The organism is Streptomyces sp. NPDC008121, assembly GCF_042957155.1.
In the GTDB taxonomy this organism is placed as follows: Bacteria; Actinomycetota; Actinomycetes; order Streptomycetales; family Streptomycetaceae; genus Streptomyces.
Genome location: NZ_JBIBHT010000007.1, coordinates 352,853 through 364,956 on the forward strand (window position 1 = coordinate 352,853; position 12,104 = coordinate 364,956).

Genomic DNA, 12,104 nt, shown 5'->3' on the forward strand with positions numbered 1-12,104 from the left:
GGGGGCACGGGCGTCCCCAGGCGGAATTCGTCGGCCTCCCCTGGTCGTACGCAGTACGGTCGCCGTACAGCAGGCGCGGTACGCGCGCCTCGGATCCGGGGGGGGCGGGCGTGGAGATCCGGCGGGCGACGACGGTGGCGGAGCACCTCTACGACGGTCCGCCGCGGCCGGAGTGGGCGGAGCGCTTCCTGGCCGCCCCGGGCCATCTGATGCTGATCGCGTACGCGGAGGACGGGTTCCCGGCGGGCCTGGTCTCCGGGATCGAGATGCTCCACCCGGACAAGGGCTCGGAGATGTGTCTGTACGAGCTGTCGGTGGACGAGGGGCACCGGCGGCGCGGCATCGGCCGGGCGCTGACCGAGGCGCTGGCGGCGGTGGCGCGGGAGCGGGGCTGTTACGACATGTGGGTGGGGGTCGACACGGACAACGTCCCGGCCCTCGCGACGTACCGCTCGGCGGGCGCGGCGGACGACGGCGTGTTCGCCATGCTGACGTGGGAGTTCGAGGCGAAGGGCCGGTGAGGCCCTACCCGCCGGTGGTGCTCTGAGCCGAAGGGGCCGTCGGGGGAACACGGCCGAGCGCCGTCGCCTCATCCCGGGGTGCCCTATGGCGAGTGAGCTGAAGGGGCCGTCGGGGGAACACGGCCGAGCGCGCGCAGCTCCCGAGGAACGAGGGAGCGAGCACGTACGGCTGTGTGAGTCCGGCTCATAGGCCCCGGAGGCGAACCGAGCCCTAAGAAAAACGCTCCGCGACGAGCTGTCCGATGAGCTCGGGGCCCATCGGGTAGGGACGCTCCTCGGGCAGCCTCGTCCTGGCGTCGTCGGTCCGGCCGTCGCGTACGAGCGCGTGGATCTCGTGCGCGAGCGGGGTGACGTCCCGTATGCCCACCGTCCACCGGTCCGCGTAGAGCCGCGCCGCCTCTCCGGTGAGCCCCAGCTGTAGGGAGCGGTACGACAGCGCCTGCAGGTGCGGGTCCCGTTCGGGGTCCCACTGGACCCGCGCCGGAGAACGCCGCAGCTCCTTCTTCCAGGCCGCGTGGTCGGCGTGGATCTTCCGGACGTAGTGCGACAGGCAGGCGTGGCGCAGCGCCCACTCGAAGCCCTCGCGGGTGATCTCGATGGCGAGGACCGTCTGCTGTCCCTCCTTCAGGCCCCAGCCGCAGCGGTACATCATCCACAGGAACGAGGGCTTGATCCAGGTCATCCGGTCCCGCTTCCACGCGGGCGGGAACCGGCCGTCGCGGGCCGCCGGGAGGCCGATGGACGGGCCGTAGGCCTGGTAGACGGTCACCGTCGTCGCGGTGTGCAGGGCGCGGATCTGGTACTTCGGCGGAACGACGGACATGGCCCCCAGGGTGCGCCGTCACGCGCCCCGGGGGCCACCGGTTTTCCGGGTCCGGCCGTGTCAGTGGTTGCGCGGGAAGCCCAGGTCGACGCCCGCGGGCGCGTCGGAGGGGTCCGGCCAGCGGGTGGTGACGACCTTGCCGCGGGTGTAGAAGTGGACGCCGTCGTTGCCGTAGACGTGGTGGTCGCCGAAGAGCGAGTCCTTCCAGCCGCCGAAGGAGTGGTAGCCGACCGGCACCGGGATGGGGACGTTCACGCCGACCATGCCCGCCTGGATCTCCAGCTGGAAGCGGCGGGCCGCGCCGCCGTCGCGGGTGAAGATCGCGGTGCCGTTGCCGAACGGCGAGGCGTTGATGAGGGCGACACCCTCCTCGTACGTCTCGGCGCGCAGCACGCACAGGACCGGGCCGAAGATCTCGTCCTGGTACGCCTTCGCCGTGGTGGGGACCTTGTCCAGGAGCGAGAGGCCGATCCAGTGGCCGTTCTCGTGCCCGTCGACGGTGTGGCCGGTGCCGTCGAGGACGACCTCGCAGCCCTCGGCGGCGGCGCCCGTCACGTAGGAGGCGACCTTGTCGCGGTGGACGGCCGTGATGAGCGGGCCCATCTCGGAGGTCGGGTCGTTGCCGGGGCCGATCTTGATCTTCTCGGCGCGCTCGCGGATCTTCTGGACCAGCTCGTCGCCGATCGCGCCCACCGCGACGACCGCGGAGATCGCCATGCAGCGCTCGCCCGCGGAGCCGTAGGCGGCGGAGACGGCCGCGTCGGCCGCCGCGTCCAGGTCGGCGTCGGGCAGCACCAGCATGTGGTTCTTCGCGCCGCCGAGCGCCTGGACGCGCTTGCCGTTGGCGGAGGCGGTGGTGTGGATGTGGCGGGCGATCGGCGTCGAGCCGACGAAGGAGACCGCCGACACGTCGGGGTGCTCCAGGAGCCGGTCCACCGCGGTCTTGTCGCCGTGGAGGACGTTGAAGACGCCCTCCGGCAGGCCCGCCTCGGCGAGCAGCTCGGCGATCTTCAGGGACGGGGAGGGGTCCTTCTCGCTCGGCTTGAGGATGAAGGTGTTGCCGCACGCGATGGCGATCGGGAACATCCACATCGGCACCATGGCCGGGAAGTTGAAGGGCGTGATGCCGGCGACGACACCGACCGGCTGGCGGATCGAGGCCACGTCGACCCGGTTCGACACCTGGGTGGACAGCTCGCCCTTGAGCTGGGTGGTGATGCCGCAGGCCAGGTCGACGATCTCCAGACCGCGGGCGACCTCGCCCAGCGCGTCGGAGTGGACCTTGCCGTGCTCGGCGACGATCAGCTCGGCGATCGCGTCGCGGTTGGCGTCGAGGAGCGCCCGGAACTTGAAGAGGATCGTGGTGCGCTGCGCCAGGGACGCCGTGCCCCACGTCTCGAACGCGGTCTTCGCGGCGGCGACGGCCGCGTCGACCTCCTCGACGGAGGCCAGGGCCACCTGCGTGGTCACGGCTCCGGTGGCCGGGTCGGTGACCGGGCCCCAGTTGCCCGACGTGCCCTCGACGGTCTTGCCACCGATCCAGTGGTTGACGGTCTTCGTCATGACGGAATGCTCCTTCTGGCTGTTACAGGTGGCGGCGTCGGGCGGTGACGTGCCGGTCGTACTCCTCCCGTGCCTTGACCGCCGACGAGCGGGTCGCGGTCTCGGCCACGGGAACATCCCACCACGCCTGGGCGGAGGGCGGGCCCGACACTGTGTCTGCCGTTTCGGTCTCGGTGTAGACACATGTGGGAACGGTCGACGCGCGGGCGTCGGCCAGGGCTTCTCGCAGGTCACGTACGGTGCGGGCGCGCAGCACCCGCATGCCGAGGGAGGCGGCGTTGGCCGCCAGGTCGACGGGGAGCGGGGCGCCGGTGAAGGTGCCGTCGGGGGCCCGGTGGCGGTAGGCGGTGCCGTACCCCTCGCCGCCGACGGCCGCCGAGAGCCCGCCGATGGAGGCGTAGCCGTGGTTCTGCAGGACGACCAGAGTGAGGGGCAGCCCTTCCTGTACGGCGGTGACGATTTCGGTGGGGTTCATCAGATACGTCCCGTCCCCGACCAGGGCCCAGACGGGCCGCTCGGGGGCGGCGAGCGCGACGCCGATCGCGGCCGGGATCTCGTAGCCCATGCAGGAGTAGCCGTACTCCAGGTGGTACTGGTCCGAGGAGCGGGCCCGCCACAGCTTGTGGAGATCGCCGGGGAGCGAGCCGGCGGCGTTGATCAGGATGTCGTCCTCGGTGACGAGGGTGTCGAGCACGCCGAGGACCTGGGCCTGCGTGGGCCGGGCGTCCTCGTCCGGCACGGCGTAGGCGGCGTCGACGCGTCGCTCCCACTCCGCCTTGGCCGGGGCCCAGGCCGGCGGGTGCCCGTCGAGGCGGTGGCCTTCGAGGGCTTCGGTGAGGGCCGTGAGGCCCTCGCGGGCGTCGGCGACGAGCGGCAGCCCGCCGAGTTTGTGGGCGTCGAACCCGGCGATGTTGAGGTTCACGAACCGTACGTCCGGCCGGGCGAAGAGGGTGGAGGAGGCGGTGGTGAAGTCGGTGTAGCGGGTGCCGACGCCGATGACGAGGTCGCTCTCCGCGGCGAGCGCGTCGGCGGTGGCGGTGCCCGTGTGGCCGATGCCCCCGACGTCGCAGACGTGGTCGTACGGCAGCGCGCCCTTGCCGGCCTGGGTGGAGGCGACCGGGATGCCGGCCCGTTCCGCGAAGGTGCGCAGCGCGCCCTCGGCGCGGCTGTGCTTCACCCCGCCGCCGGCGACGATCAGCGGCTTGGCGGCGCCCCTGATCGCCCACACCGCCGCGTCGAGCTCGCCCTCGTCGGGCCGCGGCCGGCGCACCCGCCAGATCCGCTCGGCGAAGAACTCCTCCGGCCAGTCGTACGCCTCCGCCTGCACGTCCTGCGGCAGCGCGAGCGTCACGGCCCCGGTCTCGACGGGGTCGGCGAGGACCCGGGCGGCGGCGAGCGCGGCCGGGATCAGCGCCTCGGGGCGGGTGATCCGGTCGAAGTACTTCGAGACCGGACGCAGGCAGTCGTTGACGGACACGTCCCCGGCGTAGGGGACTTCGAGCTGCTGGAGGACGGGGTCGGCGGGGCGTCCGGCGAAGACGTCGCCGGGCAGCAGCAGGACCGGCAGGTGGTTGACGGTGGCGAGGGCGGCGCCGGTGACGAGGTTGGTGGCGCCGGGGCCGATGGAGGTGGTCACGGCGTGCGCGGAGAGCCGGTTCGACTGCCGGGCGTAGCCGACGGCCGCGTGCACCATCGCCTGTTCGTTGCGCCCCTGGTGGTACGGCATGACGTCGGCGTACTCCAGCAGCGCCTGGCCGACCCCCGCGACGTTGCCGTGTCCGAAGATGCCCCAGGTCGCGGAGACCAACCGGCGCCGCACGCCGTCGCGTTCGGTGTACTGGGCGGCGAGGAAGCGCACCAGTGCCTGGGCGACGGTGAGCGTGCTCACGTGTATCCCTCCGTGTGGTCGGGATGGAAGCAGATCTTCCATTCGCGCTCGGGACCCGGCCCCGCCATGACGTTGAGGTAGTACATGTCGTGGCCGGGCTGGGCGATCGACGGGCCGTGCCAGCCGTCCGGTACCAGGACGGCGTCACCGCTGCCGACCTCGGCGAGGAGGTCGGCGCCGCCGGGGCGGGAGGGGGAGATCCGCTGGTAGCCGAGGCCGGCGCGCCGGATCTCGTAGTAGTAGATCTCCTCCAGCTCGGACTCCGCACCGGGGCGGTGCTCGTCGTGCTTGTGGGGCGGGTAGGAGGACCAGTTGCCGCCGGGGGTGATCACCTCGACGGCGATCAGCCGGTCGCAGGGGAAGACGCCGGCGGCGGCGAAGTTCCGCACCTGGCGGGCCTGGGAGCCGCTGCCGCGGGCCTCGACGGGAACCTCCGGCGCGGGGCCGTAGCGAGCGGGGAGTCGTCGCTCGCACTTCGCTCCTGCCAAAGCGAAGCGGCCTCCCGCACCGGAGGCGATCTGGGCCCGGGTGTCGCGGGGCACGTAGGCGAAGTCGGAGACTCCGTCGAAAACGCTCTCGCGGCCGTGCACCTCGAAGGTCTCGTCGTCGAGCCGCACCGTGCAGCCGCCGGACAGCGGGAGCACGATCCATTCGCCGTCCCCAGTGTCCAGCAGATGGCTCTCGCCGGGGCGGAGTTCGAGAACGCGCAGGGCGGAATACCGCCACCCGGCCCGCGCCGGACCGACATCGAGGGCGTAGGGCCCGCCCGAGGCGGTCCCGGCGGGCAGATGCAGGGAGTTCATGCTCCTGTGCCTACCCCTTCCGCGAGGAGACTCGCCGCCGTGCCGGTGGCTTCGGCCGCCTTTCCGTCCGGCGGGTGGAGGAGGAAGCGTCCGCCGACGAGGCCACGGACGGCCGGCAGGCATGGCACGGCAGCGGGTGCGGCCGGTCCGCCGGCCGGGGTGTCGTGGGGTGCGGCGGGTCCGGTGGCCCGGGGGGCATGAGGTGGGGCCGGTCCGCCGGCCGGGGTGTCGTGGGGTGCGGCGGGTGTCACGGGGTGCGCTTCGGGATCGAGCCGGTGCCGGCGGCGAGGGCCAGGGCGATCTCGTCGTCGTACGGCATCGCGGGCGAGCAGGCGAGCCGGCCGGCGACGATCGCGCCGGCGGCGTTGGCGTAGCGGATGACGCGGTCGAGGTCCCAGCCGGCCAGGAGGCCGTGGGCGAGGGCCCCGCCGAACGCGTCGCCGGCGCCGAGGCCGTTGACCACCTCGACCGGCAGCGGCTCCGCCTCCGCGCTCTCGCCGTCGGCGGTCAGCGCGAGGACGCCCTTGGGCCCCTGTTTGACGACGGCGACCCGGACCCCGGCGTCCAGGAGGGCGCGGGCGGCGGCGTGGGGTTCGCGCTCACCGGTGGCGATCTCGCACTCGTCGAGGTTGCCGACGGCGACCGTCGCGCTGCCGAGGGCGGCGCGGTAGAGGGCGGGCGCCTCGCCGGGGTCGTCCCAGAGCGCGGGACGCCAGTCCAGGTCGAGCACGGTCGGTCCCTCCGGCGCCTCCCCCGGGCCCTGCCCGGCGGCGCGTGCCCGCAGGGCCGCGAGCGTCGACTCCCGGCTCGGCTCGGCGCTCAGGCCCGTGCCCGTCACCCAGAACGCCCGCGCGGAGCGGATCGCCGCGAGGTCCAGCTCGGACGGGTGGATCTCCAGGTCCGGCGCCTTGGGCTGACGGTAGAAGTGGATCGGGAAGTCGTCGGGCGGGAAGATCTCGCAGAAGGTGAGAGGCGTCGGATAGGCCTCGACGGCCGTCACCCACCGGTCGTCGACCCCGAACGCCCGCAGCTCCTGGTGCAGATACTCCCCGAAGGGATCGGCGCCCGTCCGGGTGATGACTGCCGTGCGCCGGCCGAGCCGCGCCGCCGCGACCGCCACGTTCGAGGGCGAGCCGCCCAGGAACTTGCCGAAACTCTCGACCCGGGCGAGTGGCACCCCGATCTGCAGGGGGTAGAGGTCCACGCCGATCCGCCCCATCGTGATCAGGTCGTACGGCTCCGCCCGCATACGTCACCTCTCGCCTCGGCCCCGCACCCAGGTCTAGCCGCCTGCCCAGAACCATGTCAACGCTATGTCCTTACATTCGGACGTCCGTCTTGACGCGTCTCCGAGAACCCGGCCAAGGTGACGTTCATGACGAATCCGTCGCCACTGTCCCGTATTCGCATCGGCTCCGCCCCCGATTCCTGGGGCGTCTGGTTCCCCGACGATCCCCGTCAGGTCCCCTGGCAGCGCTTCCTGGACGAGGTCGCCGGGGCCGGCTACTCCTGGATCGAGCTGGGTCCGTACGGCTATCTGCCCACCGACCCCGCGATCCTCGCCGACGAGACCGGCCGCCGGGGGCTGAAGGTCTCCGCCGGGACGGTCTTCACCGGGCTCCACCACGGCCCGGCCGTCTGGGAGAAGACCTGGGCGCACGTGGCCGACAACGCCGCCCTCGCCCAGGCGATGGGGGCGGAGCACCTGGTCGTCATCCCCTCCTTCTGGCGGGACGACAAGACAGGGGAGGTCCTGGAGGACCGCACGCTCACCGCCGACCAGTGGCGGCAGCTGACCGGTCTCACCGAGCGTCTCGGGCACGAGGTCCGGGAGCGCTACGGCCTGCGGATCGTCGTCCACCCGCACGCCGACACCCATGTCGACAGCGAGGAGAACGTGGCCCGCTTCCTGGACGCCACCGACCCCGACCTGGTCTCGCTGTGTCTGGACACCGGCCACTACGCCTACTGCGGCGGCGACAGCGTCGCACTGATCGAGACCTACGGCGAGCGGATCGGCTACCTCCACCTGAAGCAGGTCGACCCGGAGATCCTGGCGGGGGTCGTCGCGGACGGGGTCCCCTTCGGACCGGCGGTGGCGCGCGGCGTGATGTGCGAGCCGCCCTCGGGCGTGCCCGCCCTGGAACCGGTCCTGACGGCGGCCCAGGCCCTCGACGTGGACCTCTTCGCCATCGTGGAGCAGGACATGTACCCCTGCGACCCCGACAAGCCCTACCCGATCGCCGTCCGCACCCGACGCTTCCTCCGCTCCTGCGGCGCGTAGGGCGCAGAGCTCAGGGCGAAGGGCGTAGAGCCGGGCCCGGAACCGATGTCCCCCACGGGTGCGGGGAGAAGGCCCGTCGCCACGCCGATCCGCTTGTGCGCCACTTACGTCACATCCGTCCCCCCGTTGTCACACATATCTCCATTACGCGGGCTTTCCGTCACAGCCGGTCGACAGCCGCTCTCCTCCCGTCCGAGGGTGTCGTTCAACGGGCACAGGCTCAGTGATCGCCAGCGCTGGCCTCGCAGCTCCCCCGAACGGCACCCCCGCCGCAGCTGTGAGGCGCGCAGGGAGGTGCCACGCATGACGGACAGAAGGCTCTGGTCGTACAAGGACATCGCCGCGCACATCAAGGTGCAGCCGGACACCGTCCGTTCCTACCGGAAACACGGTTTGCTGCCGCCCCCCGACCATGTGGAGTCGGGCAAGCCCTACTGGTACGCGGACACCATCCGCGCCTGGGTCGCCAACCGCCCCGGCAACCGGAGCCGCCGGGACTGACCCCCGCCCCGCCCTTCCTCCCGAACCCACGACGGCCCCGCCCCCCGATCCGGCGCGGGGCCGTCCGCGTGCCCGGACGTGGCCGCTAGCTCCCCACTGGTTCCTTGGCACGGTCGGCACGGTCGGCCGGCTCCGGCGCGGCCGTTCGGGCCGGCGGGGCCGGCACGGGTATGCCGCCCTCGGTGATGCCGAACCGGTCGTGGAAGCGGCGCAGGGGTCCGGGCGCCCACCAGGTGAGGCGGCCGGTCAGCTTCATGACGGCCGGGACCAGCAGGCTGCGCACCACCATCGCGTCCATGAGCACGGCGAGCGCGACGCCGAGGCCCAGCATCTTGGTGTTGGTCACCCGGGAGGTGCCGATGGCGACCATCACGACGGCCAGGATCACGGCGGCGGCGGTGATCAGGCCGCCGGTGTGCCGCAGGCCGAAGCGGACGGAGTGCTCGTGGTCGCCGGTGGCGTCGTACTCCTCCTTGATCCGGGAGAGCAGGAAGACGCCGTAGTCCATGGAGAGGCCGAAGGCGACGCAGAACATCAGCACCGGCAGGGTCGTCTCGATGTCACCGGTGGCGGTGAAGCCGAACAGCCCGGACAGATGGCCCTCCTGGAAGACCCAGACCACGGCTCCGAACATCGCCGTGAGGCTGAGGGCGTTGAGGACGACGGCCTGGAGGGGGATGAGCACGCTTCCGGTGAGGAGGAAGACCAGCAGCAGCGTGACCACCACGATGATCCCGAGCGCCCAGGGCAGCCGGTCGGCTATGGCGTCCTTGGAGTCGACGAGGACGGCGGCCGCGCCGGTCACGGAGGTGTCGAAGGGCGCTTCCCGCTCCCGGATCTCACCGACCACCCGCTGGGCGTCCTCGCCGACGGTCTCGCCTTCGGGCAGCACGGTGAAGGTGGCGTAGGCGTGTGCGCCGGGCTCGGGGGTCATCGGGCCCTCCACCCGCGCGACGCCGTCGACGGCCGCGATCCGCTCGCGGTACTCGGCGTACTGGGCGGGGGTGGCCCGGCCCTCGGCGAGCACCGTGAGACCACCACCGGGGTCTCCGGGGAAGCCGTCACGCAGCCGGTCCTGGAGGACCCGGGATTCGGCGGTGGCGGGCAGCTGACGGTCGTCGGCCGTGCCGAACCGGACGCCCAGGAAGGGCAGTCCGAGGAGGAGGAGTCCGACGGTGGTGACCACGGCGAAGACGGGGGCGCGGCGCATCACCAGCGCGGCCGTCCTGGCCCACCCGGCCCCGGGCCGCCGCCCGGCACCGCCCGCATCCGGGCCCGTACCCGAGCCACGTCGGAACAGGCGTCGCAGAGCGAGGGCGTTGACCCGTTCGCCGAGCAGGACGAGGGCGGCGGGGAGCAGGATCAGCGCGGCTCCGGCGGCGAGCAGTACCACCGCGATGCCGGCGTAGGCGAAGGAGCGCAGGAAGTACTGCGGGAAGACGAGCATGGCCGCGAGCGAGACGGCGACGGTCAGCGCGGAGAAGAGCACGGTCCGTCCCGCCGTGCGCAGCGTGGTGCCGACGGCGGTGCGCGGGTCGGCTCCGGTGGCCAGCTCTTCGCGGAAGCGGCGGACCACGAACAGGGCGTAGTCGATGGCGAGTCCGAGGCCGAGCGCGGTGGTGAGGTTCTGCGCGAAGACGGACACGTCGGTGAGCTCGGTGAGGCCGCGCAGCACGGCGTTGGTGCCGAGGATCGCCACGATTCCGATGCCGAGCGGCAGCAGGGCGGCGACGGCGCTGCCGAAGACCATCACCAGCAGGACGAGCGTCACGGGCAGCGCGATCAGCTCGGCGCGCAGCAGGTCCTCCTGGATGGTGGCCTGCATCTCGTGGCGCACGGCGAGCGGCCCGCCCACGGATACCTCGACCGGACCCCGCTCGCCCCGGTACGCGGGGGCGATGCGCTGGAGGATCTCCCCGGCCGCCTTCTCGTCGCCGTCGATCCGGGCGACGATCACCGCCTGCCGGCCGTCCTCGGAGCGGAGGGACGGGGAGCCGGTCCGCCAGTAGGAACCGACGCCGCTCACCCCCTCCTCGGCGGCGAGCCGGGCGTCGAGCCGGCGGGCCTCGGCGGCGACGGCGGGGGCGTCGACCCCGGCCGGTCCCGCGTCGAGGAGGAGGAGCAGATTGGGCTGGGAGGCGGGGAACTCCCGCTCCAGGACCCGGTGGCGTACGTCGACTCCGCGTCCGGGTCCTCCCAGCCGCCGCTGCCCATCCGGTCGGCGACGCCGCTGCCCGCGAAGACCGCGAGGGCGGTGATCACCAAGGCGGCGAGGAGGGAGAGACGAGGCCGGGCCGTGACGAACCGTGTCCACCCCCCTCCCCGGGCGGGCGCTGGATTCTTGACTTCGGCCATGACGCGGTGTCCCCTTCACCGTGACCCATGCGCTCGCTTCCCGGCAGGCCGCATGGGTCGTCCGTTGCCATAGACTGGCAAACACGAGTCATCGCTCGCGTTTCTCAAGAATGCGAGCGACCACTCGCGTTTGTCAAACAGTCCACGAAAGCTGGGGACAGCCATGTCCGAGAATCCACCGGCAGGCGAGGCGCCCGAGGAGTCCGGCGAACCCCGGCCGCGCCGGCGCCAGGCCCGCGGCGAGCGCCGCATCACGCAGCTGCTCCAGGCGGCCGCGAACGTCTTCTGCGCGAACGGGTACACGGCGACCAGCACCAACGCGATCGCCCGCGAGGCGAGCGTCTCCCCCGGCACGCTCTACCAGTACTTCCCCAACAAAGAGGCCATCGCCATCGAGCTCGGCGACCGCCTGCTGCACCAGATGCGGGAAGCGCACGGCCAGGCCTTCACGCCGGAGAACTTCGAACTGCCGCTGCCCGAGCTGCTCGACGCCGTCGTCGACCCGCTGATCGAGTTCAACTGCCAGAACCCCGTCTTCCTCGCCCTGATGCAGGGCTCGGAGATCCCGGGCAGGATCACGGAGGAGCACGACGCCCTGCACGCCTCGCTGCTCGCCCGGGTCAGGGACCTGCTCCACCACTACCTCCCGGGCCTTCCGGTCGAGGAGGCGACCCGGATCGCCGACATGACCTTCGCCGTCTTCAAGGGCGGCCTCGCGCTCGTCCTCGCCGCCCCCGAAGGGCCGGAGCGGAACGCCGTGACCGCCGAGCTGAAGCAGGTCCTGCTGCGCTACCTCGACCCGGTCATCGGCGACGCGCACCTCGCCGGGCCGCCCGCCACGGCCCCGGCACCGGCCCGCTGACCGGGTCTCTCGGGACGCTTCTCCCCGACACCGGCACCTCCGGTGGAATCGATACCCCCTAGGGGTATAAGGTGTGCGAGTGTACGACCTGGAACCGCCACGCTCGAAGAGGAGAACGTCATGACCGCCGAGACGAAGACCGAACTTCCGCAGGCCGCCGGCGGCTGCTGCTCGCCGACCGGCTCGTGTCACGACGGCGCGGCCGAGCCCGCGGGCGGCGTCACCACCGTCTACCAGGTCAAGGGCATGACCTGCGGTCACTGTGAGGGCGCGGTCTCGAGCGAGATCTCCGAGATCGCCGGCGTCTCCTCCGTCACGGCCGCCGCCGCGACCGGCGAGGTCACCGTGGTCTCCGAGGCCCCGCTCGACGAGGCCGCCGTACGCGCCGCCGTCGACGAGGCCGGCTACGAACTGCTCGGCCGGGCCTGACCCCCGGCCCGCCGAGGCCGGCCCGCCGTCCGCGGGCGGGACCCGGCGGCCGGCACCGGCATGTCCGAGCGGGGC

Annotated in this window: 10 protein-coding genes and 1 pseudogene; 5 read left to right on the forward strand and 6 right to left on the reverse strand. The window is 72.5% G+C overall.

Annotated features, from left to right (window positions below):
• The first annotated feature begins 110 nt into the window (after positions 1-110).
• Positions 111-521 carry a GNAT family N-acetyltransferase gene (locus ACFZBD_RS24210; protein ID WP_391142921.1) on the forward strand — a complete coding sequence of 137 codons (411 nt, stop codon included), beginning with the start codon at positions 111-113 and terminating at the stop codon, positions 519-521.
• Positions 522-732: 211 nt separating this feature from the next.
• Here ACFZBD_RS24210 and ACFZBD_RS24215 read toward each other — a convergent pair whose 3' ends face one another.
• The 5 genes from ACFZBD_RS24215 to iolC form a co-directional block, all read right to left on the reverse strand.
• Complete coding sequence (locus tag ACFZBD_RS24215) at positions 733-1,344, reverse strand: DUF4291 family protein (RefSeq protein WP_391142924.1); 612 nt, start codon at positions 1,342-1,344, stop codon at positions 733-735.
• A 60-nt stretch (positions 1,345-1,404) separates the two neighbouring features.
• Positions 1,405-2,907 carry a CoA-acylating methylmalonate-semialdehyde dehydrogenase gene (gene mmsA, locus ACFZBD_RS24220; protein WP_391142926.1) on the reverse strand — a complete coding sequence of 501 codons (1,503 nt, stop codon included), beginning with the start codon at positions 2,905-2,907 and terminating at the stop codon, positions 1,405-1,407.
• Positions 2,908-2,929: 22 nt separating this feature from the next.
• Positions 2,930-4,837, reverse strand: coding sequence for a 3D-(3,5/4)-trihydroxycyclohexane-1,2-dione acylhydrolase (decyclizing) (iolD, locus tag ACFZBD_RS24225; protein WP_391142929.1), 1,908 nt, complete (start codon positions 4,835-4,837; stop codon positions 2,930-2,932).
• A complete protein-coding gene (gene iolB / locus ACFZBD_RS24230) occupies positions 4,792-5,598 on the reverse strand; it encodes a 5-deoxy-glucuronate isomerase (RefSeq protein WP_391142930.1) in 807 nt (268 codons plus the stop codon). Before iolB ends, iolD begins: the two co-directional genes overlap by 46 nt.
• Before the next feature lie 247 nt (positions 5,599-5,845).
• Positions 5,846-6,847, reverse strand: coding sequence for a 5-dehydro-2-deoxygluconokinase (gene iolC, locus ACFZBD_RS24235; RefSeq protein WP_391142933.1), 1,002 nt, complete (start codon positions 6,845-6,847; stop codon positions 5,846-5,848).
• A gap of 126 nt (positions 6,848-6,973) precedes the next feature.
• On the opposite strand from iolC, the gene ACFZBD_RS24240 reads away from it, so the two are divergent.
• Both ACFZBD_RS24240 and ACFZBD_RS24245 read left to right on the forward strand, forming a co-directional pair.
• Positions 6,974-7,882 (forward strand): TIM barrel protein, encoded by a 909-nt coding sequence (locus ACFZBD_RS24240; protein WP_391142936.1) that lies wholly within the window; start codon positions 6,974-6,976, stop codon positions 7,880-7,882.
• Between the two features lie 303 nt (positions 7,883-8,185).
• Positions 8,186-8,383 carry a MerR family transcriptional regulator gene (locus ACFZBD_RS24245; protein ID WP_362477803.1) on the forward strand — a complete coding sequence of 66 codons (198 nt, stop codon included), beginning with the start codon at positions 8,186-8,188 and terminating at the stop codon, positions 8,381-8,383.
• Positions 8,384-8,468: 85 nt separating this feature from the next.
• Here ACFZBD_RS24245 and ACFZBD_RS24250 read toward each other — a convergent pair.
• Positions 8,469-10,738, reverse strand: a pseudogene (locus ACFZBD_RS24250) (MMPL family transporter).
• A gap of 163 nt (positions 10,739-10,901) precedes the next feature.
• Here ACFZBD_RS24250 and ACFZBD_RS24255 point away from each other — a divergent pair.
• Both ACFZBD_RS24255 and ACFZBD_RS24260 read left to right on the forward strand, forming a co-directional pair.
• Positions 10,902-11,600, forward strand: a complete 699-nt coding sequence (locus ACFZBD_RS24255) for a TetR family transcriptional regulator (RefSeq protein WP_391142939.1) — start codon at positions 10,902-10,904, stop codon at positions 11,598-11,600.
• Positions 11,601-11,720: 120 nt separating this feature from the next.
• A complete protein-coding gene (locus tag ACFZBD_RS24260; protein ID WP_391142943.1) occupies positions 11,721-12,029 on the forward strand; it encodes a cation transporter in 309 nt (102 codons plus the stop codon).
• The last annotated feature ends 75 nt before the right edge of the window (positions 12,030-12,104 follow it).